Source organism: Isoptericola sp. Y581 (assembly GCF_059445475.1).
Genome location: NZ_JCAIUK010000006.1, coordinates 260,502 through 286,622, shown reverse-complemented (window position 1 = coordinate 286,622; position 26,121 = coordinate 260,502). Strand labels below are relative to the sequence as shown.

Genomic DNA, 26,121 nt, shown 5'->3' with positions numbered 1-26,121 from the left:
CGGCCCGTGCCGTGGGTGTTCGGCCCGCGGGCCGTGCGCACCGCTCGGGTGCGGGTGGCGAGAGTCGTCAGCGCCGGCGCAGCGTCGCGGTGAAGCTCGCGCCGTAGGCCTCGCGCGTGTGTGCGCGCACCTGCGTGCCGCCCGGTACCCGGCGTACCTCGACGCCGACGCCCGCCTCGACGCCGTCGAGGTGTTGGCCGCGGATCGTCACCGCGACGGCGTCGCGCCGCATCGTCGGGTCCGACAGCGCCACGGACGTGCCGCCGTCGTCGTCCTCGCGCACGAGGACCGACGCGGGGCCGTCGATCGCCAGGTTCCGCACCTGGGCCCCGCGGTCTTCGAACACGTTCGCGGCCGTGAGCCCGAGGCCGGAGTGCCGCACGGCCTGCACGCGCTCGTCGTTCGCGAGCACGATGAGCGGGCCGCGGCGCCCGTAGGCCGCGAGCTGCTCCTGGGTGGCGCCGGGCACGATGGCGTAGGCGAGCTCGGCGCGGCGGCGCCCGTGCTCGACCGCGGCCGTGAACACCCGCTTCGTCGCCGCTGTGTCGGGGTTCGACGTGCGGATCACGCGGCGGCTGCGCGTCACGTCCCCGAGTGTCACGCGCACCGGCGCGGAATCGAGCAGGGCGTAACCGACGGCCACCCCCTGCCCCGGGTTGTGCCACCGCAGCCACTCGAGCCGTACCGGGCCGTCGTGCGGCGACCCCTCGTTCAGCGACCCTTCGTTCGGTGACCAGGGGCGACCGTCGCGGCGGCCGCCGGTCACGACGACGCCGTCGTCGGGCGCGGCGATGCGGGAGTCCAGCGTCGTGACGACGTCGCGGCCGTGCGGGTCCCCGATCCCGGCCGCCAGCACGACGACCTCGTCGTCGAGCAGGAACCATGACTTCACCGCGCGGGCGTTCGCGTAGACGACGAAGTCGGCGGGCAGGACGCCGGCCTGAGCGTCGACGTACGGGACGTCGTCGGACAGCACCATGCCCGCGGCGCCGAGCGTGCCGAGCGTCACGCCGCCGGAGAACGAGTTGGTGCCGCGCGGGAAGTAGACATACGTGTTCTGCGACTCGGACGACGACGTGAACCCGAGCGGGTGGCCGGGGTTCTCGTACCAGGGCTGCCCGTACATCTCGGGGACGGTGCGCCGCTCCTCGACCGGCACGGTGGTGCCGGGCAGGCGGTAGGGCGAGACGGTGGTGAAGAAGTCGACGCCGAAGGCCTGGGTGTGGTCCTGGCCGGCGAGGTAGAGGGAGAACGCCCCGTCGCCCTGGAACCACGGCATGAGGTTCTCGCCGCTCATGTACTCGTACCTGCTGATCCGGTCCGAGCTGCGCGCCAGCGCGAACGTGTACCCGGGACGGCGGTGCACGGTGCGGTCCATCGCGTTGAAGGCGACCGAGCGCTCGGGCGGGTTCAGGTCCGCCGCGGGCGCGCTTGTGTCCGCGAGGAGGTCGGCGTAGCGGACGACGCTGATCGGCGAGACGAACCGGGCGGGGTCGGGCGGCGTGGGGGACGCCGTCGCCAGGTGGCGGACGTACCCGCCCAGGGCGGTCGCGTTGGCGCCGCTCGTGTAGGCGGTGAGGTCGACGGCGGCCTCGAGGACCGTGGCGACGTCGGCGTACCCGGTGCCGGTCCGCGACACGGCGCGGCCCTTGACGATCTCCATCATCCAGCCGTCGACGATGACGGGCGCGAACCCGTCGCGGACCCAGCCGTGGACGACGTCGGGCAGCTCGGTCCCGGGGGCCGCGGCGGTGCCGTCGAGCAGCTTGACGGTCTGGACGACGCGGGTCAGCAGGGTGCGCCCGTACGAGCCGGTGTAGGCCACCGAGTCGTGCTGGATGAACGAGCCGTCGGCGTAATAGCCGTCGGTGTTGCCGTGCCGGATGTCGTACGGGTCGATCGTCGTGAACACGGTGGACTGGTCGGCGATCGCCTTGGACACGCGGGCGTCGTCGCCGGTGAGCGCGCCCTGCAGCACGCGGTTGGTCGTGATGTCGGCGAGGTTCGCGCCGGTGTGGAAGCGGGAGTCGAGGTCGACGTCGCCGTCCTTCCCGTTGCGCAGGTACGCGTCCATCGAGGCGACGTACGTCGGCACGAGGTCCGGCCGTTCCGCCGCGGCCAGGTCGGCCAGGAGCGCGAACGTCTTGCTGACGCTCGCGGGGATGCCGATCTCCCAGTGGAACCAGTTGCCGTAGTAGCCGGCGCCCTGGTCGCCGTAGTAGTTCGCGTGGAGCGACTCGAGCCCGTCGAGCACACGGCGCCGGACGGCGGCGTTCCCCACCAGGTCGGACGCGTAGCCCGGGGTGCAGGTGGCCAGGGCGATCTCGTACAGCCGGAGGAACGAGGTGGCGAGGTTCGGGTCGCTCGTGCCGAGCGGGACGCCGGCGAACAGCTCGCCGGGGCCGGCGGAGTCCAGGCCGGCCAGGTTCGTGCGCGCCGCCGCATGGATCGCGGCGAGCCTCACCGCAGCCTCCGGCCGCGCGTTCGACGCGGCCGTGCCGGCGAAGATCCCCCGGGCGTTCGCCAGCAGGCGCGCGTGGTCGGAGGGGGCGTCGGCGCGGGCGCGCAACGGCGCCGCGATCGCGACGAACGCCCCCGCGGGCACCATCGCGAGGACCTGGCGGCGGGACAGCTGCGGCATGGCGAACTCCATTGTTCGATGACACCGTTCGACGACTGGCTCGGCGGATGTCGACATCCAACCAACACGACGGTGTCGGCGGCAATAGTTTCCCTCGCCCGACGGTCGCGTCAGGACCAGGCGTCGACCCCGACCCGCGGACTCGTGACCGACGCGAAGGGCACGCGGAGCTGCCGGCCGGAGTCGAGGACGACGGCGTAGCGCGTGTCCAGCAGCTTGGCGACGCGGCCGCGGCGCCCCTCCCCGGCGTGATCGCCGACGAGCTCCACACGGGTGCCGGGCGTCAGGACGGGGATGCCCCGCCACGACCAGGTCAGCAGGAAGCGGCGGTCGAAGACCTGGGGTGCACAGAGCGCGCAGGAGACCACGGCATGCTTCGGCGCGCGGTGCCGGCTGTGGGTGTGCCCCTGGGGGCACGCGCCGGTCCAGTCGCCGTCGACCTGGGCGATCGACGAGTCGAAGCAGCGCTCGGGACGGGCGCCGATCTCGGCGGCCTTGGCCTTCCAGGTGCCGTCGTGACCGTGGCCGTGCCCGACGAGGGCGTGGGCGATCTCGTGCAGCACGGTGTCGCGCGCGTCCCCGCGCGGGAACCGGCGCATCAGCGGCACGGACAGCGAGATGGTGCGCGACTTCCACCGGGTGGCCCCGGCCCGGCGCACCGCGCGGTCCCACGCGAACGTCCAGTCGTGCAGGCCGTGCCGGTCCATCAGCGAGCGGGCGAGCGTGGCCAGCTCGTCCAGCGGCATCGGGCCGTCGTCCGGCCGGTCGTCGAGCAGGTCGAGCAGGTCGCGCTCGTACTGCCCCGACGGGTCCTGCTTCGTTCGGTTCGTTCGGTTCGCTCGCGTCATCCGGTGGCCTGCTGCTCCGTCTCGATCCGGGTTCCGGCACGTTCGCCGGGCCCGCCGACAAGGTAGCGCCGTGCACCGACAGGCCGTCGAAACGGCCGGCCCGAGCTAGGCGCCCGCCGAGTCGGGCTTGTGCCGCAGGTAGTAGCGCGCGACGCGGGCCCTGTTGCCGCAGATGCTCGGCGTGCACCAGCGGCGGTTCGGGTTGCGGGGCAGGAAGAGCATCACGCAGGCCGGGGCGTCGCAGCGGCGCACCTTGCGGATGTCCGGCTCGCTGAGCAGCTGCACCGTCGCGTCGGCGAAGGCGGCGGAGAGCCGCTCGGCGAGGGAGCCGGCCCGGCGGGTCTCGGCGGTGACCGACGAGCCGTCCCAGCGCGCCTGCGCCGTGGCCGGCGCCGCGCGCAGCGCGTCGTTGAGACCGGCCAGCGCCCGCGCCGGCGGCTTCCTGCCGTGCCGGGCGGGCTCGATGGCGGCCGCGGCCTGCTCGCGGACCGTCTTCAGCGCGTCCGCCGCGTCGTCGGGGAACGGGGTGTCGGCGTCTGTGTCGGTGCTCATGGGGCCGACGTCGAGCCGCGGTGCCAGCGCGCCCAGCCACACGCCGCGTTCCTCCTGGCTGTCGAGGAGGTCCACCCACGTCTCGGCGAGGTACATGCGGGTGTTCACCAGGTCCAGTGCCAGCGGTTCGGTGATCAGCACCCGGGCGAGCGTGGAGGGAAGCGGTGTCACGCGACTAATGCTAGCAAGGGCTCTTGACGCATTAGTTGCACGTGTGATGGCGTGGGCCCTGACACTCCGTGCTCATGTGCTCATACAGAGAGGTTTGACGATGGGGGAGACCACCGCGGTGGAGGCCGACGCCGAGTGGGGCGACTTCCAGACCGCCCAGCGGGCGGCGCTGGCCGCGCTGGTGGCGGGGGACCCGCGGCCCTACCAGGAGCTGTGGGCCCACACGCCGGAGGTCTCGCTGCTGGGCGCCTTCGGCGGCACAGCGCTCGGGTGGGACGAGGTGCGCGACCGGCTTGAGGCCGTCGCCTCCGCCTACCACGACGGCGTCTATCAGCGCCTCGACCAGCTGGTCGAGCAGGTGCACGGGGACTTCGCCTACACGATGTACCTGGAGAGCATCCGGTCGCGGGCGAACGGCGGGGAGCCGGAGATCCGGGAGCGCCGCGTCACCAAGATCTGCCGGCACGACGGCGCGGGCTGGCGCATCGTGCACATGCACGCCGACCCGCTGCTGGACACGGCCTTCCCCGAGGACGGCGACGAAGGGATCTCGCGATGATGGAGACCGAGTACGTGTTCGACACCTCGACCGACCACGGTCGGCTGCAGGTGGACTGCCTCTCCGCCATGCTCGACGCCACCACGACGGGGGTGCTCCGCAGCGTCGGGGTGCAGCCCGGGTGGCGATGCCTGGAGCTGGGCGCCGGGAACGGCTCGGTTGCCCGGTGGTTGGCGGGGCAGGTGGGACCCACGGGCGCCGTCGCGGCGGTCGACATCGACACCAGCCGTCTCGAGCCGGCGGAGGGTGTGGCCGTCCACCGGCACGACGCCAACGACGGGATCCCCGTCGACGGGCCGTTCGACCTCATCCATGCGCGCATGCTCCTGATGCATCTGTCGCGGCGTGAGGAGATCCTCGCCGAGCTCGCGGACGCGCTCGCACCCGGCGGGTGGCTGGTCGTCACGGACGTCTCCGACCGACTTCCCGTGGCGGCCACGGGCTCGGACCCCGCCGACGCGGCGCTGTTCGACCGCGTGATGGACGTCGGCATGAACCGCGTGGGTCGCTCCGCGGGCATGAACCTCGAGTGGGCCCACGAGGTCCGCGGCCACCTGCGACGCGCGGGCCTCGACGACGTGCGCTCGCTCGAGGACGCGTTCACCGCCGCAGGCGGGTCGCCGCCGATGCAGTACTACCGGAGCCTGGTGATGCAGATCGAGCAGCCCCTGCAGGGTGCCGGGCTCGCCGCCGACGAGCTGCGCCGGTTCACCGACCTGGTGCTCGACCCGCAGTTCAGCGCCTGGTCCTACCAGTTCGTGTCGACCTGGGGGCGTCGGCCGGCGACGCGCGGATAGGGCGCCGTCGGCGGGAGCGCCGGCGGGGACTGTCAGGCGTGGTCGCCGAACCAGCTGCGCTGTGCGGCGTCCAGCCCGTCCGAGGCTGCCCAGTCCTTGATCGGCTCGGAGAACTCCCACTGGTAGCCGAACGGGTCGACGCATTCGAACACGCGGTCGCCCCAGGCCTCGTCGGCCGGCTCCGAGGTGATCGTGCACCCCGCGGCCCGGCAGTAGTCGTAGCTAGCGGTCAGGTCGTCCACGCCCAGCCCGATCGCCACGCCTAGCCCCCGCGGGCCCTCCTGCGTGCGCCGCTCCCGCGTGCTGTCGGGGAACGGCATGCCCACCAGGGCGTCGACGATGAGCTGCACCTCACCCCGGCTCAGGATGGTCATGACCGGCCCGCCGTCGGGCCCGGGGATCGAGCCCACGTCGTCGAACCCAAACCCGCGGTAGAGCTCTGCCGCGGCGACCACGTCATCTACCCGCAGGCCTACTCGGAACGCTCCTGCTACCACGTCATGCCTCCTGGAGTGCGTGCGTCGATCATTCCGGTACAGCGTACGGCATCTTCTGGGTGTATACAGGTCCACCTCAGCTGTCAGCGGTGAGAAGGTGCGCGACGTGGCACAGGTGCGCGAGAGCCAGGGCCGGCCATGAGACGAGAGGCCTCCGAACGCTCCGGGGCCGGGGTGGCCCGGAACCTTCGCCTACCGCTCTGGGCCGGACTGGCCGCCACGGGCATCGTCGTCCTGGCTGTTGCTGCCGCGATCGTCGGGCCGCGCCTGTCTCCGCCCGGACGGGCCTGCCCCGCGATCGGCTACTCCAGCGTCCTCGAGGTGACGCTGACGGGGGACACCGCCGCGGTGGCTCACCTCCAGGTGCGCGACGGCGACCGATGGCAGCCGCCGCTTCCGAGCGCACCGGACGCGACGGCGCCCACGATGCCGACCTCCCGGGACGGTGACACCTGGGCCTTCACGCTCTTCTACCCGCCGAACCCGGTCGCGCTCCGCGCACTCGACGACGACGGGGACGTGATCGCTCGGACCGAGGTCGACGTCGACTGGGTGCGCGTGGGCGGGACGGCGGAGTGCGGTGGCCCGATGGAGGGCCACGTCGACTGGGCGCCAGCCTGAGGGCGTTGCCTATCCCCAGCGTCGGTCGGTGTGGCTCCAACGACAGGCTCGCCGAAACGGTGGCGCGGCCGCGCGAGGTCGACCACCGTGCGCGCGGTGTCGTAGACCGGAACGGGCTCGCCCGGGGCCGCCTCGACCGTCGTCCTACCCAGCTCGAATCGTCCGGCCTCGAAACGCAGCACCTCCGTCGGCGGGAACTCGATCCGCGGGTGTGCGCTCCGCGTCGAACCGCGACCTGTACTGCTCCGACCAGCACGTCGGTGAGGTCGAAGAGTAAAGTGGCGGAGAGGCAGCAGACGATTCCGCCAGGAACGCGAGTCGAGACGGCCAGGAGGTCTGGGTACGTCGGAGGTGGTGCGTCACCGCGGCGGAAGACCCCGCGAGAAAGCTCGGTGACCTCGCCGTCGTCCCGCCAGTCGTACAGGTCCCGGCTGTGCACAGCGAGCTCACGCGCGACCCTCGTGGTGAAGGTAGCGGGGAGGGCCGACGGCATTGCGGCCATGGATAGAAACCGATCAGGGACGGGCCGAGCGTGCGTGCTTACCCGTTGACGGCGTCGGTGTGGGTGCCGACGTTGACGACCCTGCCGTCGTGCCCGCGGTAGAAGAACCGCGTGACGGTGAGCGGGTGCACGATCTCGAGCCCTGCGGCGCGGGCACGATCCAGCGCGGTGTGGACGTCGTCGACGAAGACCGACACGTCGGGGTTCATAGGTGCTGTCGCGTCGCTGGTCATGAGGCTGAGCTGGTGACCGTCGTCGTCGCCGAGAGTGACGATCCACCCGTGGTCCATGAGCACGCGCAGGCCCAGCACCTCCTCGTGTTCCTGCACGGCCTGGCGCAGGTCCGTGACGGTCAGGATCGGCACGACTCGTTCCACCCGCATGACTCCAGGAGATCACGGCCGAGGCGCATACCGCCCGTGCGCGACGCGGGGAGAGGACGACGGCCGCCGCCCTCTCCCCGGCCCGTCAGCGGGGCGCGCGCTGCGCCGCCGGCGGCAGCGCGGGGAACCGCCCGGTCGGCTGCGACTGGTACCAGTACGCCACGGTGGCGACGTCATCGCTGCGCTCGAAGAGCCCGTGGTCCCAGACGCCGATCTGCTGCACGGTCACGCGCAGCCGGCGGCTGAAGAGGATCGGGTCGGGCACGTGCCACCTGTAGAGGCCGTGCATCGGGGGAGCGTCGTGGGCGAACGGCGCCGCCGGTGGGGTCGCGCCGCAGGTACTGCGGATACCCGCAGTACGGGGCGCTGAACGTGATCACCTCGGGCTCGGGCGTGGTGCGCAGCTCGTCCTGGAAGGCCCACGCGCCACCGGCGTAGTCCTCGAGGCCGGTCGAACACTGGGTGGGCAGGTCGGTGTCGTCGTCGATGTAGAACTTCACCTCACCCTCGGTGCAGCGACGCGAGGCCGACGAAGGTCCCGAGGTACCGCCCCGGTCCCTCGACGCCGTCCAGGATGACGTGGTCCTCGCCGAGCGCGGTCGTGCCGTTGGAGCGGCGCCACTGGGCGTGGAAGTACATCGCGTCGTCGCCGACGTCGTCGCCCACCGTGTAGTCGACCTGGTAGAAGACGTGCGGGATCGGTCCGCCGTGCTCGCTGGTCAGCGTGATCCGGGCGCGGGACCGGAACGGCATCTGGAAGTAGGCGTTCATCCCGCAGGTGGGGGCGACGACGACCCGGTCGGAGGTGACCAGCGCGCGCTCGGCGAAGCCGTTGCAGAAGAAGTCGCCGAGCGGGACCTCGACGGCCGGGCAGGTCGGAGCCGTCCCAGTAGACGCGCAACATGAGGTCGCGCAGCACGTACGGCCCCGCCGCCGTGCGGTCGGGCACGGTGATCCACAGGTGGCGGATCACGCCGGGGCCCTCGACGTCGGCCAGGGTGAGGGTCTCGCCCGGGGTGATCGGGAGGTACGCGGTGCCCTTGTGCCCCGGTCCCAGGGGTGAGGCAGTCGACGCGGCGGCTCCGGGTGCGCCGGTGGGGTTCTCGGCGTTGATGGAGCGGCTTCGGACGGCGGGCCCGGGGGCGTGCCAGAGTGCGGTCATCGGTGGGAGCGATCCTTGCGTGGTCACTTGACGGCCCCGGCGGTGACGCCGCGGCTCAGGGGTGCGCTGGAAGAAGACGAAGAACGCGAGCGTCGGCAGCAGGGAGAGCAGCGACCCGGCGTTGAGCACGGTGATGTCGATGGAGTGCTGGCCGCGCAGCGTCGACAGCGCGATGGGCACGGTCTGCGAGGCGGGGTCGGCCAGCAGTACGAGCGGGATGTAGAACTCGTTCCACGTCCAGATGAAGAAGAAGACCACGAGGACGCCCATGGTCGGCCGCAGCACGGGCGCCACGACCTGGGTGAGGATCCGCCAGCGGGACGCGCCGTCGATGCTCTGAGACCTCGACCCGGGCCTCTCATCGGGCGGGCCGCCGGCCCAAGGTCTTTGCGCCGCGACGCTGCGGGGACAGCGGGAGCGTGGTTGAGGCCCGGGAGCGAGGTTCACAGACGCTCTCAACTTCACACGATGTGAATCTAACTAAGGGGTTGCAGCCTCTATTGCGGTGGTCTACGGTTCTACCCAACGGGTTCGGACCCCCTTGGTCGGACTCACGGACTTAGGTGAGGTGAGGGCATGGAAACGAAGACGGGTGGTCGCTTCGACCTGGGCCGTGACTTCGGGGGAACTGGGCGTCGCCTCGTCCTGGTGGACGTCGAGAACTTCCTCGGCCGCCGGTACATCACTCAGGCCGGTGCAGCCTGGGCGGCGACGAAGGTCCGCGAGGTGCTCGACCTTGGCCCGACCGACCAAGTGGTCGTCGGCACAAGCCACAAGGAGAACCTCGTGGCCGCAGCGGTCGGGTGGCAGGACGCCCGTCACGTGTTCGGTGCCCTCCGACCAATTTCAGAGCGTCTCCCGCCGGATCAATCCCGGCCGGGAGCGCCCGACCATGAACCGTCACATCCAGGGAAGGGACGCCGCCTGATGGCCGCCCAGAGACTGATCCGCCCGAGCGACATCGCCAGCCTCGCCGGAGTGAGCGCCGCAGCGGTGGCCAACTGGCGGGCCCGCTCGAAGGACTTCCCTGAGCTCGCGGGCGGTACGTCCGCCCGCCCGCTTTACGACTACGACGCTGTTGCGGCCTGGCTGCGCGCGAACGGCAAGAACGTCCGCGAGACGACGGCCGCCGACCTCCTGTGGTCGTTCATGGACACCGTTCGTGGTGAACTCACGCCGGAGCAGGCAGGGCGTCTGGTGCTGTCGCTCCTTGTCGTCCGCAAGGCCGCCCTTTCATCTCCCGATGTCGCTTCCCTGTGGGCCGCGGCGGCGCAGGCTGCTTCCACCCACACCGAGGCGGCCCTGAGTGAACTCTTCCGCGGCGCCGCCGACCTCGTTCCGGGCGGCCGTGGCCTGCTGGTTGACCGTTGGCCGCGCGCGGACGGCGTTGCCAACGGCATGTCGAACCTCCTCGTTGGGCTGGAACGGATCTCCGAGGCCGATCTGCCCGACGCGGCGTCTGCCGTTGTCGACCGCATGGCCCGTTCGCAGGGTCGCATGACCGGCCTCTCCGGCGCAGTCGACTCCGCCTCGGCCCAACTGCTCGCGTCCCTGGCGACCCGAAAGAACCTCGTGAACACCAGCGCCAGCAAGACCACGAAGCTCACCGGCGAGGCGCACGCCACAGTCGCCAAGGCGATGCCCGAGATCCTCGATCTGCTGGCGGACACCGGGTCGATCCGGTCGGCGTACGATCCGGCGTGCGGCATCAGCGAGGCGCTGTTCGCCATCCACGCCGTTCGGCCCGAGGTCTCCCTGACCGGCCGCGAAATCGACGCGGACATTCTCCAGATCGCCCGCCAGAGGGCATTCCTCGACGGGATCGGCGCCGACCTTGCGGTGGCCGACACGCTGCGCGAGGACCCGTGGCCCGGCGGCCTCGCCGATGCTGTCGTCGCCGAGCCCCCTCTCGGCGCGCCCTCCCGCGAGAAGCTGCCCGACTTCGACAAGCGCTGGCAGTTCGGCACTCCGAACGGCCCGGCGATGGACCTCGCCTGGCTGCAGGACGCTGTCGCCCACCTCTCCTCCAGCGGGCGAGGGTACGTCCTTCAGCCTGGCGGATCGCTGTTCCGTACAGGGTCGGCCGGGGCCATCCGCCGCGAGTTGGTCGCCGCCGGCTGCATTGAGGCTGTCATCGCTCTGCCTGCGAACCTACTGACCTACACGGGGATCCCGATGTTCGCGGTTGTCCTGCGACCGACGACGGACCCGGCCGAGGCGGTGACTTTCGTCGACGCGTCCACCTCCGACGGCGTCAGGCACACGACCGTACCCCTTGCCGACCTTCTTGCCGACGCCGATGCCAACCTCAATCCTGCGATGCACCTCGCCGACGCGAGCGTGGCCGACGTCGACTTCGCAGCCCAAGCGAAGGCATCGTGGTCGGCCGTGGCGGAGACTGTCGAGGAACTTCGTGCCACTACGGCACCGACCATCCCGCGGGTGAACTTCGCCGGGACACGAGTCATGTCGATTGGTGAACTGGTCAAGTCCGGTACCGTGCGCGAGATGTGGCGCGGCTCGGTCCGAACCGGCAAGGGCGGATCGACACCTGAGAACGCTGTTCGCCCGCAACACGTACGCGAAGGACTGCCCGATCCTGCCGACGGTGAGCTCGCAGCAAACGAGCGCCTCACCGCTCCCGGCGACGTGCTCCTGACAACCCAGTTCACCATCCAGAGCGTGGTCGATGAGACCGGCGGTCATGCAGTCTCCAACCAGGTCACGGTGATCTCACTTGATCCCGACGCCCTGCGTTCGCGCTTCGTCGCGCTGGCGATTAAGGGTGCGTGGAATACGCACTTCCTCATGGGGTCGGCGATCAAGCGCGCAAACGTCAAGGATCTCGAAATCCCGCTCCCGAGCCTTGGGATCCAGGACGAGCTCGTCTCCTCCCTCACCGCGGCCGCCGCTCTCGCGGCCGCAGCCGATGAGGCTCGCGCCCGAACCAGCGCCTATGTCGCCGACGTCATAGCCGCCGTCCGGTTCGGCGCCAACCTGACCCCGGAAGACGCCTGATGTCTCCCCGCCGGGGCGCACTGTCAGCCCTGACCAGCACACTTACTTCCAAGACCCGTAACGACTAAGGAAACTCATGAGCCCCGCCGCCAATGTCCAGAAGATCGCCTCGTTCATCTGGGGTATCGCCGACGACGTCCTGCGCGACCTGTACGTCCGCGGCAAGTACCGCGACGTCATCCTGCCCTTCACCGTGCTGCGCCGCCTGGACGCTGTGCTCGAGCCGACCAAGCAGCAGGTCCTCGACATGAAGAAGATGCTCGACGACGCCGAGATCATCGACCAGGACCAGTCCCTGCGCGAAGCCGCCGGCCAGGCGTTCTGGAACAGCTCGCCGTTCACGCTGCGTGAGCTGCGAGGCCGGTCCTCCCAGGCCCGCCTGCAGCAGGACTTCGAGGCGTACCTCAATGGGTTCAGCCCCAATGTGCAGAACATCATCGAGAACTTCGAGGTGCGCCAGCAGATCCCCAAGCTGGCCAGGGCAGACGCCCTCGGCGCGCTGATCGAGAAGTTCCTCGACCCAGCTATCGACCTGAGCCCCGAGGGCCTGGACAACCACGCCATGGGCACGGTCTTCGAGGAACTCGTGCGCCGCTTCAACGAGGCGAACAACGAGGAGGCCGGCGAGCACTGGACCCCGCGCGACGCGGTGCGCCTGATGACCCGGCTCATCTTCGACCCCGCCGCCGACCGCCTCCCGGACGGCACGTACACCCTGTACGACGGCGCGATGGGCACCGGTGGCATGCTCACCGTCGCCGAGGAGACCCTCCAGGATCTTGCCGCCAAGCGGGGCAAGCGGGTCGTCACCAACCTGTTCGGCCAGGAGATCAACGCCGAGACCTACGCGATCGCCGTCGCCGACCTCCTCCTCAAGGGCGAGGGTTCCAACGCCGACGGCCTCGTCGGCGGCCCGGAGTACTCGACGCTGTCGAACGACGCCTATCAGGGCAAGACCTTCGACTTCATGCTCTCCAACCCGCCCTACGGCAAGAGCTGGGCCACCGACCAGCAGCGCATGGGCGGCAAGAAGGAGATCATCGACCCGCGCTTCGTCGTCGACCATGATGGCGACTCCGAGTTCAGCCTCATCACCCGGTCCAGCGACGGACAGATGCTCTTCCTGGCCAACATGGTCTCGAAGATGAAGAAGAACACCCCACTCGGCAGCCGCATCGCCGAGGTCCACAACGGTTCCTCGCTCTTCACTGGCGACGCCGGCCAGGGTGAGTCGAACATCCGCCGCTACATCATCGAGAACGACTGGGTCGAAGCGATCATCGCCCTGCCGCTCAACATGTTCTACAACACCGGCATTGCGACCTACGTCTGGGTGCTGACCAACTGCAAGCCCGAGCGCCGCAAGGGCAAGGTTCAGCTCATCGACGCGACCGAGTGGTACACGCCGCTGCGCAAGAACCTCGGCAACAAGAACCGCGAGCTCGGGGTCGACGACGTCGAGCGGATCATGCAATCGTTCAACGACTTCGAAGAGTCCGACGGCGACGGCGACCGATCCAAGATCTTCGTCAACGCCGAGTTCGGGTACTCCAAAGTCACCGTGGAGCGCCCGCTGCGGCTCACGGGCATCGACCCCGACACGATCTATTCGGCGGCCGCCGTCAAGAAGCTGATCGAGGCCGGGATCGCCAAGCTCGACGCCAGCGCAGCGCCCCTCGTCACCAAGGTCTACCCCAAGGGTGTCGAGGCTGATTCTCTTCTGGGACGGTACGAGGTGACGTTCCGCGGCAAGCCGGCCGTCGTCTCCTACCTGCCCGACACGGCGCTGCGTGACACGGAGCAGATCCCCTTGCTCGAACCCGCCGGCGATTGGCGCGACGGCGTCGAGGCGTTCATCCGCCGCGAAGTGCTCCCCTACACCCCCGACGCGTGGGTTGACGAGACGAAGACGAAGGTCGGCTACGAGATCAGCTTCACCAAGCACTTCTACAAGCCCGCGCCCCTGCGCACACTCGACGAGATCCGCGCCGACATCCGCGCCCTCGAAGCCGAGTCCGACACCCTCATCGCGGAGATCGCTCATGTTTGACGAGCTGACGACCTACAGCCGCAACTCAAGGGTGGACGCACTGGATCTGACGCTCCCATCGCACTGGCGCGTTTTCCGATTTGGTCGTATTGCACGTATGCGCAAGGTCACCGGGCACTCCGACGTGCCGCTGCTCTCTGTCTACCTGGGTCGCGGAGTCATTCCTTACAGTGAAGGGGCGAAGCGTGTTCACGCTCCCAGCGAAGATCTGTCGTCGTATCAACTGGTTGAGCCTGGCGACTTCGTCATGAACAATCAGCAGGCCTGGCGCGGATCTGTCGGCGTGTCAGGGCTGCGCGGCATTGTGAGCCCCGCGTATCTGGTTTGCGCGCTGGCGGATTCATTGACGGCCGGATACGGAGGATTCCTGCTGGATTCGACTGTGATGGTGAACCAGTATGTGAAGGCCTCAAAGGGCGTCGGCGACATTCAACGAACTGTTCACTGGCCGTCGCTCCGCCTGGCAGCGGTGCCTGTACCTCCAGCAGATGAGCAGCAGGCGATCGTCACGTACCTCGCCCACGCCCACCAGCGCATCAACAAGGCGATAGCAACCAAGCGTCAACTCATCTCGTTGTTGGATGAGCAGAAGCGTGCAGTTGTTAATCAGGTGGTCATGCGAGGTGCGGATCGGGACGTCAATCTCGTCGAGACCAATACTCGGTGGATAGGCGAGATTCCGGCTCACTGGGACCTTCTTGCCGCGCGCTACTTGCTTAAGCCAGTCACGCGTCCCGTGCTGGACCCGGAACTTCCTCAACTCTCGCTGACTCGCTCGGCGGGACTGATACGCAGTGGAGCCGAGGGGTCAGGGACCCAGGCGGCGGAGGGTGCGAAGAACCTGCAGCAGTGCCATTGGGGCGACTTCGTGCTCAACAAGTACCGCGCTCACATGGGTCTCTTCCGTTGGTGTAGAGAGCCGGGACTCGTCACTCGGAACTACACAGTTCTGGAGCCGACAGGCCTCGTCAACCGCGACTACTTCGAGTACCTGTTCCTCGACCCGGTGTTCGCAGATGGCCTTCGAGTCAATGCACGCGGTGTAGGCGAAGGTATGAGCCCGCTGTACACCACCACCTTGATGGGGATGAAAATGCCGGTCCCGCCACAGTCGGAGCAGCAGGAGATCGTTGACGTAATCTCCTCGGCCACCAAGCGGATTGACACAGGCGCTCACGTTGTCGCTCGTGAGATTGCCCTACTCGAGGAATTCCGGACTCGCCTGACGGCCGACGTCGTGACGGGCCATGTCGATGTGCGCTCGATCGCGGCCAGGCTGCCGTCGATCGACCTCGCGGACGTGTTCGCCGCGTCGGTGGGTGCTGTTGATGCAGAAGATGATGAGACGGCCGATGGGGCCGACCTGGAGGACGAATGAGCGGAGCGCTGATGAACGAGGAGAGCCTGGAAGCCCTCGTCGTCAAGCAGATGGTCGACGTCGGTTGGAGGCAGGGGATCATCGCCCCCGCGCTCGCCGTGGTCGATTCTGACCGGCAGGTCGACGTGTCGTTCGCGACCGGATATGGGCTCGACCTGCACCAGCTCACCGTCTTCCTTCAGGAGACTCAGCCGGCCGTTGCTGAGGCGGTCGGGCTTGGTGAGGACTGGGCGACGGAGTCCCCCGCGCGCACGAAGTTCCTTGCCAAGCTCCAGGGCGAGATCACCAAGAACGGTGTGGTGCAGGTGCTGCGTCGTGGCTTCGGCCACGGCGCCGTGCCGCACATCAACTTCTACTACCCGATCTCGACGCCCGGGAACGCGATGGCCGAGGCTCAGCACGCCGCGAACCGGTGGGTCGTGACTCGGCAGGTCCACTACTCGCCGGTGGACGCAGGCAAGTCACTCGACATGATCGCGTTCGTCAACGGCCTGCCCATCGCGACATTCGAGCTGAAGAACTACATCACCAAGCAGACCGTCGCAGACGCCGTCGCGCAGTACCAAGTCGACCGCAACCCGAAGGAGCTGCTGTTCCAGCCGGCTCGGTGCCTGGCGCACTTCGCGGTCGACGACAAGCGCGTGAAATTCTGCGCCGAGCTCGCCGGCCCTAAGTCCTGGTTCCTGCCCTTCGACAAGGGGTATCAGGACGGTGCGGGCAACCCGCCGAATCCCGGCGGGCTGATGACGGACTACCTGTGGCGGCAGATCCTCGCCCCGTCGTCGCTGGCCGACATCATCGAGAACTACGCCCAGGTCACCACGACCAAGGACGCCAAGACGGGCAAGAAGTCCCAGAGGACGATCTACCCGCGCTACCACCAGATCGACGTCGTGCGTCGCCTGCTCGCGGACGTCGAGGCGAACGGTGTCGGTCGCCGGTACCTGATCCAGCACTCGGCCGGGTCGGGCAAATCGAACTCCATCGCGTGGCTGGCCCACCAGCTCATCGAGGCCAAGCACGACGGGGCGAACGCCGTCGACTCGGTGCTGGTCGTGACCGACCGGCGCGTGCTGGACGGTCAGATCAAGGAGACGATCAAGTCCTTCACGCAGGTCGGGTCGACGGTCGCGCACGCCGAGCATTCCAGCGACCTGAAGAACGCGATCGAGGCCGGCAAGCGGATCATCATCACGACGGTCCAGAAGTTCCCGTACATCGTCGGGAGCCTGGGCACCGAGCATCGCGGGCGGAAGTTCGCCGTCATCATCGACGAGGCCCACTCCTCCCAGACGGGAAAGGCCGCGGCCGCGCTCTCCGGGTCCCTGTCCGCCGAGGGCGCTCAGGGGGGTGAGGAGTCGGCCGAGGACATGCTGCTGCGGATGGTCGAGCAGAAGAAACTGCCGGCCAACGCCTCCTACTTCGCGTTCACCGCGACCCCGAAGAACAAGACGCTCGAGCTCTTCGGTGAGCCGGTTCCCGGCGAGGTGGGCAAGCGTCCGTTCCACTCGTACACGATGAAGCAGGCGATCCAGGAGGGATTCATCCTCGACGTCCTGCAGGGGTACGTGCCGGTCGACAGCTACTACAAGCTTGTCAAGACCGTCGAGGACGACCCGGAGTTCGACGCGTCGAGGGCCTCGAATAAGCTGCGCGCCTACGTCGAGGGGCACGAGACCGCGATCCGCAAGAAGGCCGAGATCATGGTCGACCACTTTCACACCCAGGTGATCGGCAAGCACAAGATCGGCGGCAAGGCCCGCGCGATGGTCGTGACCAAGACGATCGCCCGTGCGATCGACTACTACGAGGCCATCCGCGACTACCTCGTCGAACGTGGCAGCCCGTACAAGGCGATCGTGGCGTTCTCCGACTTCGAGGGCGACGGCAAGAAGGTCACCGAGGCCGACTACAACGGCTTCCCCGGCAAGGAGATCCCCGACCGGATCCAGGAGGACCCGTACCGGATCCTCGTCGTAGCCGACAAGTACCAGACCGGGTACGACGAGCCGCTGCTGCACACCATGTACGTCGACAAGCCGCTGTCGAGCGTGCTCGCCGTGCAGACACTGTCGCGGCTCAACCGTGCCCGGCCCGGCAAGACCGACACCGCGGTGCTCGACTTCGCCAACACCGCCGACGAGATCCGCGCCGCGTTCGAGCCGTACTACCGCACCACGGTCCTGGCCGGTGAGACCGACCCGGACAAGCTGCACGACCTGCAGGGCGCTCTCGCTCGCGCCGGCGTCTACTCCGACGAGGACGTCGACCGGTTCGTCGCGCTCTTCCTCGATGAGACCGTCGACCGGTCTCAGCTTGACCCGATCCTCGACCACTGCGCCGCGGAGTACGTGGAGCAGCTCGACGAGGACGAGCAGATCGAGTTCAAGAGCCAGGCCAAGGCCTTCGCACGGACGTACTCGTTCCTCTCCCTCGTCCTGCCGTTCAGCAACGTCGGCTGGGAGAAGCTGTCGATCTTCCTCGGCCTGCTGATCCCCAAGCTGCCCGCTCCGGAGGAGACCGACCTGTCTGCCGGGATCCTCGAGACCATCGACATGGACTCCTACCGCATCGAAAAGCGCGAGGAGGTCTCGATCGCGCTCGCCGACGCCGAAGGGGAGCTCGAGCCGGTCCCGACCGGCGGCGGGGGGCGTGGGATCGACCCCGAGCTCGAGCGGCTGTCGGAGATTCTCAACCAGTTCAACGACCTGTTCGGCAACATCAACTGGGACGACGCCGACCGCATCCGGGATCGGATCACCACCGAGATCCCCGAGCGGGTCCTCGCCGACCAGGACTACGCCAACGCCCGCGCGAACAACGACGCCGACAACGCCAAGCTCGCCATGGCCGCTGCCCTGGCCAAGGTCATGCAGGGCATGCTCCGCGACGAGACCCAACTCTTCAAGCAGTTCGTCGACAACCCGGACTTCAAGTCCTGGCTGACCGACGCGGTGTTCCGCTCGACCTACGAGAAGAAGGCGTCGTAGAGCCTCGTCGGTGATCGTGTCACCGTGGTGCGAGGAGTCGTTCACGCAGGTCAGGCGCTCGGGACAGTTAGTCGGCTGCCGGATCGTCCTGTGGAACTGACGCGTGGTCATCACGGTGTCGGCGGCAGCGCCTATGATCAAAGTACAGCCGTGTGGTTCGCCACTCGGAGAGACGCGTCGGGCCCGGTGCGGGAACACCGGGCCCGAGCGTGACAACCGAATACCTGCCCCAGACACGGGGCGAGGGTCGTCCGAGTTCTTGCCGAACTTCGGCTCAATCCTCGCACAACATCGGGAACCCGCAGAACGGGTCCCTGGCCGTGTCGCAAACACGAATGCGAGGTGGCCACATGGCCCTCAGCAACACCTACCCGACACTCGAGCAACTGCTCGAAGAGGCGCGTCGACGCATCCAGGTCGCCCCCGAGGAGCTCGACGAGGCGAAGCGGCGGCGGAGCGCGATCCGGGCTGCACTGGTCAAGGAGTTCCCCGGCTCTCGGGTCTACTTCAACGGATCGGTCGCCCACGGCGACGCCCTGACGCCTCTGACCGACGTCGACCTGGGGGTCGTGGTCCCGGACCCGGACCATGAGTACGGTCCCGGCAAGCGAGGCCCGCGCTCGCTCCAGGACCGCGCGGCCACCGCGGTGAGGCGGGAGCTGAAGGCCGAGTTCGGCGACCTGCGGGTAGAGGTCGAGGGCCGTAAGCGCTCCATCCTGGTGCGGTTCAACGACCCGGTGCGCGACGGCTGGGACGACTTCACCGCCGACATCATCATCGCGCTCGACAACCCGTACGGCGGCGGCCTGTACATCCCCCGGTACGACTCCTGGGACCGGTCGCACCCTGAGAAGCACACCGTGCTCGTCCGCGACGCGATCAAGTCGTCGAAGGTCCGGTTCGCACGTGCCGTGCGCCTGCTCAAGCACTGGAACCGCAACTGGTCCGAGCCCGCCGTGTGCACGTGGCACATCAAGGTCCTCGCCCTCGGGTGCCTCACCGAGTCCGGCCGCATCCTCCCGGGGCTCATCGACTGGTTCGAGTACGCGGCCAGGCAGATCAACGCCGGCCCCACCCCGGACCCAGCCAACGTGGGGCCGGACATCAAGCCTGCGAACGCAAAGGGCGACGCAGTCCGGCGGCTGCGTGTCGCGGCCGACAAGCTCATTGAGGCACAGAAGCTCGAACAGGCCGGGTGGCCGGTCCTCGCCCACGCGAAGCTGGCCGACGTGTTCAACGACCCGGAGATGCTGCCCGCCCCGTCCGACGAGTCCGTCCGGCTCCAGGAAGCGGAGCGCCTCCGGCGCCGCACGCAGAGCACCCGCACGGGGCCGGCGCTCGTGGGAGCAGCGCCGCCGGTGCGGTCGTGGTCGTGGACAAGGTGACCCACGGCGTTCCCGTCCCTTACCGGGCCCCGCCTGAGTGGACCTGGTACGGGCGGGACCCCGCGTGGCGTCTGCCGCTCGAGGCGGCGGTGCGGCGGCGCCACGGTAACGATCTCCGGAGGTCCGTTGATGACGGCAGGCTGATCTACCGGCTGCAGACGCTCGAGGTCGCCGGTCGGCCCGATTCTGTTCCGGCCGAGATCGTGTTCCACGCTCGGCGCCTCGACCGGCACTTCGGTTTGCCTGCGCGCGACATGCCGATCGTCTATGCGGATCCGGGAGCCTTGTCCCCCCATCGGAACGGAGATGATTCGTTGTGTCTGTGGTTTCCCGGAGACCCGGCGGATCGCCGCTGGCGCAGCGAGCTTGGGCTGCATGTGCTTCTGGACCTTGTTGCCGAGCACCTATTCGCGGAGCTGCACTGGCGAGCGACGGGGGCCGCGACGTGCGGGGAGTGGGTGCTCGATGAGGCACCCCATGGACTCCCGAATCGCGGGGCCGCATGAGCTCCGAGACGTCAGCAACATGGTCGGCCCTCGGATGGAGCGCCAGCGATTGGGCGGTCATCATCGGGGCCGTCGCTGCGGCAGTCGTTGCCGTCCTCGTCGCCGTCGGCGGCTACTTCGTACAGCAATGGATCGCACGAAGGGAGCGCCGGCACACCGTCTATGCCGAGGCGCTCCGTGCCGTCGAGGACTACCTCGAAGCGCCGTACCTCGTCACGCGCCACGACGGTTCCGCGGCAACCCGTCATGGACTCGTGCGACACATCAGCGAGGTTCAGTCCCGTCTCAACTACTACTGCGGCCTCCTGCGCCTCCACGCACCGAGGGGTGTACACGAGGCGTACGACGCCTACGTTGCGGCCGCACGTGAGGAAGCCGGTGTTCAAATGACCGCCGCATGGCGCTCTAGGCCGATCAAGCGAGACGGTGATGTGCCGCGCGGGACCGGGTTTGCACGGACCGGTTCATCCGCGGCCCGGACTCGAGTCATCAACGTGATGAAGCACCCGATGCTTGCCCGATGGCGAGGGTGACCGAGGGTGGCGGCGACATCGCAACGTCGTTGTCTGGTCAGTTCGGGCGGTCCGATGCCACGCGAACGGTAGCTCGGCTCCGGGTCGGTGGACTTGCTGAGTCGGATGCACCGGGGAGTGCTCGTGCTGAGTCGTGGTCTTGACGGGCGCCCCGTTGGGAGGGTCAGAAAGGTGCGGCACGGGCGCTGCCGTACGCTTGACGGGACACATGTCGCAGCGTGTCCGCACACCCGTTTCGAGTGGCACGCGAGTTGCACGGCCGCTCGGATCGAGTGCAGATACCGCGGAACTTCAACGATCCTGGGACCTCGGACCACACGATCAACTTCTGATCGACACCGACGTATCGGTTGGCACTACGCCGACCGGCCAAGGGCTCGGGTCCACGGAACTCCGCGGGCTCCGGGCCTCTGCTCTTTCCGGATTTGCGTGACCTCGAATCGAAGCCCCACCCGACGCCGCGGGAGTGAGCATCCGGTAGAGACGGGGGTGATCTTGTTCCGGTTCTCCGGCCGAGGTCCTGGCCCGCCTCTACTCTCACGGCAGGTGATGCACGCGACGACGGGGGTGGAGATGGCGCCGAGCACGCGGCACGGGTCAACCGAGCAGCGACAGCTGAGCCATCGGCTCCCACCCGCCGTGCTGGAGCCGTTGCCGGAGCCCCGGGCTCCGCACGGCGACGCGTCCAGGTGGGGAGTGTGGGTGGTCCTGCTGGGGCCGGTGCTGGTGGCCAGCTACGCCACCGTCATGGTCGTGACGGTCCTGGTGCTCGAGCCTCTGGCGGCGATGCCGGGCCTGACCTACGCGGAGGTCGTCGCCGGGCTCGAGGCCGACGGCACCTCGATGACCGGCCAGCTCGTCTTTCTCCTGGTTTCAGCGCTGCTCGGAATCAGCGCGTCGGTCGCGGTGAGCGCGGCCGGGCTCCGTCACGCCGTCCTGCCCGGCACGACGCTGCAGCTGCAGCTGGCGGTGCTCGCCCTCGGCGCGCCGGCGTACTTCGGGGGATCGTTCGGCGTCGGGATGGGCCTGGCCGACGCCTTCGGGATCGTCGGCGGCGACCACTCCGCGGTCCCCGCCTACCTCTACGCACTGAGCGGGGTCGCGCTGACCGCCCTGGCCGGGATCTGCGTCCATCTCGGCGCGCGGGCGAGCCGTCGCAAGGTCCCCGAAGAGGCGTGGGTGTTCGTCGCCACCGCAGGTGCGACGCTGGTCCTCCAGGCGCTCGACGGCTCCTGGGCCGCGCTCGAGGCGGTCGTGGTGGCGCTCGTCCTCGGGTCGCTCGCGGTCGTCGCCGCCTACGGTCTGCGCGGGGCCCGAGCCACGATGGCCTGCCGTCGCTCCTCTCGCGAGCTCCGACGACCGCGTCAGCCCTGAGTGCAGGTGAGCCGGGCGTCCCCCCACGCGGCGTGGTCGTTGTTCTTGCCGTCGCCGCCGTCGCCGACCTGCAGCGACAGGGTCTCGACACCGGTGACGTCGACGGTGAGCGGCTCCGGCACGGTCTCCACGGTCACGGGCTCGGCGTCGGTGCCGACCGTCGCCAGCGGCACGCCGTCGCCGACGACGGTGAACGTCACGCTGCCCTCCTCGGGGTGGTCCCCGCCGGGCTCGAGGCCGGGGGTCGCGGTGAACGTGCTGCACTGCCCGCCCAGCCGCACGGAGACGTTGGCGGGGGCGTGTGCGACGATGCCGCGCTCGAGCTGCTGTCCGCCCACGTCGATGGGGCCGCCGTTGAGGTCGACGTTCCGGGTGACGTCGCCGTAGCCCGTCGTCGCCTCGAGGAACGGCAGGTCCGAGACCCAGGCGTCGCCCTGCGGCGCCGGCGGCAGGACGTCGAGCCGCGCGGCGTCGCCCGAGCGGATCGTCCGGCCGTCGCGCGTGGCGTAGGTGCCGACAACCGGCAGGTCGACGGCGCCGACCGGCCCGTCGCGGCCCACCTGCACCGTCCAGGTCCCGGTGACCGTCTTGCCGTCCGCGAGCCGGCCCCGCGTCACGGGTTCACCGGAGACGAGCTTCCACGACCGCGGCAGCTCGACGTCGAGCGTCAGGTCCCGCACCGGGCCGCCCTGGCGCACCGCGAAGATCCCCTGGACCGTGACGCGGTCGCCGGCTTCCACGGTGCCGTCGTCGGCGTCGACCAGCACCTGGGTCCGCGGGGTCGCGGGCACGGCCTGGTAGCACGAGTTGCGACCCGCCGTGGCCCGGCAGGCCATGAGGACGAACTCGCCCGCCTGGGCCGTCGGCACGGTCAGGACGTCGGAGGACGTGCGGGTCGTGACCTGCTCGACGAGCTCGCCGCCGTCGTCGGTGATCTGGTGCACCAGCCATGCGCCCTTGCCCAGCATCGTCAGCGGCACGTCGACGCTCGCCGGCCCGCCGGAGGTGATCCCGCCGACGAACCAGCTCCCGCCCGCCAGGCGCGCGATCACCGCGGAGGAGCCGGGCTCCCCGGCCACGAAGCGGGTCTCGTCCCACACCGTCGGCACATGCTGGAGGAAGGTCTGCGCCACCGGCTCGGCCGCGTACCCCTCGGGGCTGTCGACCACGTGCTGCAGCCCCGACTCGTAGACCACGGGCAGGGCCAGCTCGTGCGCCTTCGACGTCCTCGAGATCTTGGAGAACATGGCGGGCGTGTAGTCCATCGACCCCACGACGTTGCGGGTGAACGGCAGGATCGTGTTGTTGACCGGCCACGCCTCGTCCTTGTACTGCTCCTCGCCCCGCACCCCCTCGTACGACATGACGTGCGGCCAGGTGCGCTGCAGGCCCTTGGGGATCGTCGAGCCGTGGAAGTTCACGAGCAGGTGCCGCTCGGCGGTCTCGGCCAGGACGTCGTCGTACCACCGGAACGTGGCCTGGCTGTCGGAGTCCATGAAGTCGACCTTGATGCCCTTGACGCCCCAGTCCTGGAGCTTGTCGAACCATTCGTCGCGCTGGGCCCGCGTCTGGAGGCGGTCGGAGTGGAACCACGCGAGGATCTCGACGTCGCGGGCCTGGGCGTAGCGCACGAGCTCCGGCACCCAGGACCCCTGCCAGCCCTCGTCGATCAGGGAGTACTTCCAGCCGTTGCGCGCGGCGAGGTCGACGAACCGCTTCTGGAACGTGAGGTCGCCCTGGGCGGTCGTCGAGCCGCCGGTGATCCACGACCATGCCGCCATGCCCGGCTCGATCCACGACGTGTCGCGGACCTTGCTCGGGCCGGCCAGGTCGTCCACCAGCGTGGACTCGACCATGTCTGCGGCCGAGCCGGTGACGGCGACGCGCCACGGCGTGCGGAGCCCGCCCGCGGCCGCGACGGGGTCGCCCTCGTACAGCTCGAGGCCGTAGTCGGGCGCGCCCGCGGCCGCGTGCGTGAGGTGGGACCCGGCGTACGTCCCGGTGACGTCGGACTCCGTGAGCAGCACGTAGTCGTCGCCGTGGCGGAACGTCGCGGGGAACCCGTAGGTCCCGGGCTCGGCGTCGGCCGCCGTCGTCGTGACGTGCGCGTTCTCGTACTGCGGCGCATACGGCTGGAGCCAGGCGTCCGCCTCGGCGGGCAGCGCGAGGCGCGCCGGCTCGGAGAGCACCTGGTACTCGTCGCCGAGGGAGCGCGGGAGCTCATACCGGAACGCGACGCCGTCGTCGGCCACCCGGATCACGACGTCGAACCGTCCGTCGGCGCCCGCCACGCGCAGCCGGAGCTCGTCCTGCCGCACGGAGCGCTCCCGCTGCTTGCCTGTCGTCATCGTGTAGCTCTCCCGGACGACGTCGCGCTCGGCCGCCACGACGTCGAGCCCGGCCGACAGGTCCGCGACGTCGGTCACTACCCCGAGCGACCCTACGTACAGGACCTGCCGGCCGTCGCGGCGCACGCCCAGGTCGAGCGCCCCGTCGACGAGCGTGACCTCCGCGGCGACGGAGCCCGACGGCGAGTCGACGCGCCACCGGGTGGCGTCGGCGCCCGACCCGGCCGCGGCTCCCGGCCCGGCGGTGGCGACGCCCAGGGCGACGGCGACCGCCGTCGCCGGTGCCACCAGGGTCCGTGGCGTGCGGTGCCCCCTGCGTGCTGCCGGCCGGTCGGTCATCGCCACTCCTCGTCGTCGAGTCGCGCGGCTCGTCGTCGAACCACTGCCGAGAGCCTAGGCAGGCACCGCGAGAATGGCAATGAATATAATCGAAATGACCCGCTCGCCTGAGTCCCGACGGATCACTCCAGTGGGCGCACGAAGGTGCGGAACTCGCCGCGCTCGCCGTGCAGGCCCCACAGCCGGTCGGCGAGGACATCGGGGTCGTGGTCGGGCTCCCCGCCGCCGATGCCGAGCGGGATGATCAGCTGCGCGACGTGGATGCCCTCGGGCTTGAGCGCGTCGTGCAGCAGCTGGGCGTAGGCGCTCTCGCCGGCGAAGGCGACGGACGTGCCGGTGACCGTGCCGCGCGGGCGCACGGCGCTGCCGCCGTTGGGGAAGAGGACGGTGCCGCGGCCGAGCTCGCGCATGCCGGGCAGCACCTGCTGCACGGCGGCGACGGGGCCGAGCACGGACATCTCGAGGGGGCCGACGACGTCGTCCGCCGTGGTGTCGAGCACGGGCTTCATAAACTCGCGTGCGGGGACGGGGCTGTACTGCAGCACCTCGACGGGGCCGAGCTCGACGGCCGCCCGGTCGAGGGCGTCCGTCAGGCCCGCGCGGTCGCGCGCGTCGGCGACGAACCCGGCGGCGGTGATCCCGTCGTCGTGCAGCCGGGCGACGAGGTCGTCGAGCTTCGCGGCGTTCCGTGCGACGAGCGCGACGGAGAAGCCCTCGCGGCCGAAGCGTCGCGCGACGGACAGCCCCAGCCCGGGGCCCGCGCCGATGATGGCCAGTGTCGTCATGTCGTTGCCTTTCCACGTGCTCGCGGTCGGGGCCTGCGCGGCGCCCGGTCATGGCCCCATTCAACGCGTGCTGCGCCGTGGGCGGCGACCTCGAGGATGCGGTTCGATGTCGAGAACGCGCGGGCGGCTCCGTCCCAGGGACGGGAGCGGCGACCGGCGCCGACTCGACGGAGGAGACGAAGTCATGGATCAGCACGAGATCGACAGCGAGCTGGCCGCCGCGGGGGAGCTGCTCGACTCGCCCTCTGCCGCGCACGTCGCCTACGTCGCGCAGGACGGCACGCCCCGGGTGGTGCCGGTCGGCTTCTTCTGGACCGGCGGGCAGTTCGTGATCGCCACACACCCGACGGCGCCCAAGGTCGCCGCGCTGGCGGCTCGCCCGGAGGTCGCGCTGACCATCGACGCCAGCGACTCGGGGACGGGGGCCCGGTCGCTGTCGGTGCGCGGACGCGTCGACATCCGGGTCGTCGACGGCGTGGCCGAGGAGTACCTCGCTGCGTCCCGCAAGGGCATGGACGACGAGGCCGCCGCGCAGTTCGAGCAGGCCTGCCGGGAGATGTACGACCAGATGGCGCGCATCGCGATCACGCCGCAGTGGGCCCGCTACTACGACTTCGGCGCGGGCCGGTTCCCGAAGTTCCTGCAGGAGCTCGCCGAACAGAGTGCGGCGAGGCGTGGCTGA

Annotated in this window: 21 protein-coding genes and 2 pseudogenes; 12 read left to right on the top strand and 11 right to left on the bottom strand. The window is 69.5% G+C overall.

Annotated features, from left to right (window positions below; genetic code table 11):
- Positions 1–67: 67 nt before the first annotated feature.
- From AC1C2W_RS13500 to AC1C2W_RS13490, 3 genes are all read right to left on the bottom strand, one after another.
- Positions 68–2,641: a polysaccharide lyase family 8 super-sandwich domain-containing protein gene (locus tag AC1C2W_RS13500; protein ID WP_495413361.1), complete on the bottom strand. Its 2,574-nt coding sequence runs from the start codon at positions 2,639–2,641 to the stop codon at positions 68–70.
- Between the two features lie 110 nt (positions 2,642–2,751).
- Positions 2,752–3,489, bottom strand: coding sequence for a SprT-like domain-containing protein (locus AC1C2W_RS13495; RefSeq protein ID WP_495413360.1), 738 nt, complete (start codon positions 3,487–3,489; stop codon positions 2,752–2,754).
- 105 nt (positions 3,490–3,594) lie between these two features.
- Positions 3,595–4,212: a CGNR zinc finger domain-containing protein gene (locus AC1C2W_RS13490; protein ID WP_495413359.1), complete on the bottom strand. Its 618-nt coding sequence runs from the start codon at positions 4,210–4,212 to the stop codon at positions 3,595–3,597.
- Positions 4,213–4,312: 100 nt separating this feature from the next.
- Between AC1C2W_RS13490 and AC1C2W_RS13485 the strand changes: the two genes are divergently transcribed.
- Together AC1C2W_RS13485 and AC1C2W_RS13480 are read left to right on the top strand one after the other, a co-directional pair.
- Entirely contained in the window at positions 4,313–4,771 is a 459-nt protein-coding gene (locus AC1C2W_RS13485) for a YybH family protein (protein ID WP_495413358.1), read from the top strand.
- Positions 4,768–5,568, top strand: a complete 801-nt coding sequence (locus AC1C2W_RS13480) for a class I SAM-dependent methyltransferase (protein ID WP_495413357.1) — start codon at positions 4,768–4,770, stop codon at positions 5,566–5,568. The genes AC1C2W_RS13485 and AC1C2W_RS13480 overlap by 4 nt, the downstream gene beginning before the upstream one ends.
- Before the next feature lie 32 nt (positions 5,569–5,600).
- Here the strand turns inward: AC1C2W_RS13480 and AC1C2W_RS13475 are convergent, their stop codons facing one another.
- Positions 5,601–6,065, bottom strand: a complete 465-nt coding sequence (locus tag AC1C2W_RS13475) for a VOC family protein (protein ID WP_495413356.1) — start codon at positions 6,063–6,065, stop codon at positions 5,601–5,603.
- A 138-nt stretch (positions 6,066–6,203) separates the two neighbouring features.
- Between AC1C2W_RS13475 and AC1C2W_RS13470 the strand changes: the two genes are divergently transcribed.
- On the top strand, positions 6,204–6,686 hold the full coding sequence (locus tag AC1C2W_RS13470; protein WP_495413355.1) for a hypothetical protein: 483 nt from the start codon (positions 6,204–6,206) through the stop codon (positions 6,684–6,686).
- Between the two features lie 540 nt (positions 6,687–7,226).
- Here AC1C2W_RS13470 and AC1C2W_RS13465 read toward each other — a convergent pair.
- From AC1C2W_RS13465 to AC1C2W_RS13445, 5 genes and pseudogenes are all read right to left on the bottom strand, one after another.
- On the bottom strand, positions 7,227–7,571 hold the full coding sequence (locus tag AC1C2W_RS13465) for a VOC family protein (RefSeq protein WP_495413354.1): 345 nt from the start codon (positions 7,569–7,571) through the stop codon (positions 7,227–7,229).
- 85 nt (positions 7,572–7,656) lie between these two features.
- Positions 7,657–7,860, bottom strand: coding sequence for a DUF2961 domain-containing protein (locus AC1C2W_RS13460; protein ID WP_495413353.1), 204 nt, complete (start codon positions 7,858–7,860; stop codon positions 7,657–7,659).
- Between the two features lie 97 nt (positions 7,861–7,957).
- A pseudogene (locus AC1C2W_RS13455) lies at positions 7,958–8,071 on the bottom strand (DUF2961 domain-containing protein); the annotation flags it as partial.
- 1 nt (position 8,072) lies between these two features.
- Positions 8,073–8,342 carry a DUF2961 domain-containing protein gene (locus tag AC1C2W_RS13450; RefSeq protein WP_495413352.1) on the bottom strand — a complete coding sequence of 90 codons (270 nt, stop codon included), beginning with the start codon at positions 8,340–8,342 and terminating at the stop codon, positions 8,073–8,075.
- Between the two features lie 414 nt (positions 8,343–8,756).
- Positions 8,757–9,069 (bottom strand): annotated as a pseudogene (locus tag AC1C2W_RS13445) (carbohydrate ABC transporter permease); the annotation flags it as partial.
- Between the two features lie 240 nt (positions 9,070–9,309).
- Between AC1C2W_RS13445 and AC1C2W_RS13440 the strand changes: the two are divergent.
- The 8 genes from AC1C2W_RS13440 to AC1C2W_RS13405 all read left to right on the top strand — a co-directional run bounded on the left by AC1C2W_RS13440 (position 9,310) and on the right by AC1C2W_RS13405 (position 21,967).
- Positions 9,310–11,751: an N-6 DNA methylase gene (locus AC1C2W_RS13440; protein ID WP_495413351.1), complete on the top strand. Its 2,442-nt coding sequence runs from the start codon at positions 9,310–9,312 to the stop codon at positions 11,749–11,751.
- A 76-nt stretch (positions 11,752–11,827) separates the two neighbouring features.
- Positions 11,828–13,801 (top strand): type I restriction-modification system subunit M, encoded by a 1,974-nt coding sequence (locus AC1C2W_RS13435; protein WP_495413350.1) that lies wholly within the window; start codon positions 11,828–11,830, stop codon positions 13,799–13,801.
- Positions 13,794–15,179, top strand: a complete 1,386-nt coding sequence (locus tag AC1C2W_RS13430) for a restriction endonuclease subunit S (protein WP_495413349.1) — start codon at positions 13,794–13,796, stop codon at positions 15,177–15,179. The genes AC1C2W_RS13435 and AC1C2W_RS13430 overlap by 8 nt, the downstream gene beginning before the upstream one ends.
- Complete coding sequence (locus tag AC1C2W_RS13425; RefSeq protein WP_495413348.1) at positions 15,176–18,169, top strand: type I restriction endonuclease subunit R; 2,994 nt, start codon at positions 15,176–15,178, stop codon at positions 18,167–18,169. Before AC1C2W_RS13430 ends, AC1C2W_RS13425 begins: the two co-directional genes overlap by 4 nt.
- Positions 18,170–18,519: 350 nt before the next feature.
- Positions 18,520–19,554 (top strand): nucleotidyltransferase domain-containing protein, encoded by a 1,035-nt coding sequence (locus AC1C2W_RS13420; RefSeq protein ID WP_495413347.1) that lies wholly within the window; start codon positions 18,520–18,522, stop codon positions 19,552–19,554.
- Positions 19,542–20,060 (top strand): hypothetical protein, encoded by a 519-nt coding sequence (locus tag AC1C2W_RS13415; protein WP_495413346.1) that lies wholly within the window; start codon positions 19,542–19,544, stop codon positions 20,058–20,060. Before AC1C2W_RS13420 ends, AC1C2W_RS13415 begins: the two co-directional genes overlap by 13 nt.
- Positions 20,057–20,593, top strand: coding sequence for a hypothetical protein (locus tag AC1C2W_RS13410; protein WP_495413345.1), 537 nt, complete (start codon positions 20,057–20,059; stop codon positions 20,591–20,593). Before AC1C2W_RS13415 ends, AC1C2W_RS13410 begins: the two co-directional genes overlap by 4 nt.
- Positions 20,594–21,139: 546 nt before the next feature.
- Positions 21,140–21,967, top strand: a complete 828-nt coding sequence (locus AC1C2W_RS13405) for a hypothetical protein (protein WP_495413344.1) — start codon at positions 21,140–21,142, stop codon at positions 21,965–21,967.
- Here the strand turns inward: AC1C2W_RS13405 and AC1C2W_RS13400 are convergent.
- Positions 21,958–24,654, bottom strand: a complete 2,697-nt coding sequence (locus AC1C2W_RS13400; protein WP_495413343.1) for a glycoside hydrolase family 97 N-terminal domain-containing protein — start codon at positions 24,652–24,654, stop codon at positions 21,958–21,960. The two genes, AC1C2W_RS13405 and AC1C2W_RS13400, sit on opposite strands and share 10 nt — an antisense overlap.
- Before the next feature lie 122 nt (positions 24,655–24,776).
- Entirely contained in the window at positions 24,777–25,439 is a 663-nt protein-coding gene (locus AC1C2W_RS13395; protein ID WP_495413342.1) for an SDR family NAD(P)-dependent oxidoreductase, read from the bottom strand.
- A gap of 184 nt (positions 25,440–25,623) precedes the next feature.
- Between AC1C2W_RS13395 and AC1C2W_RS13390 the strand changes: the two genes are divergently transcribed.
- Positions 25,624–26,121, top strand: a complete 498-nt coding sequence (locus tag AC1C2W_RS13390; protein ID WP_495413341.1) for a pyridoxamine 5'-phosphate oxidase family protein — start codon at positions 25,624–25,626, stop codon at positions 26,119–26,121.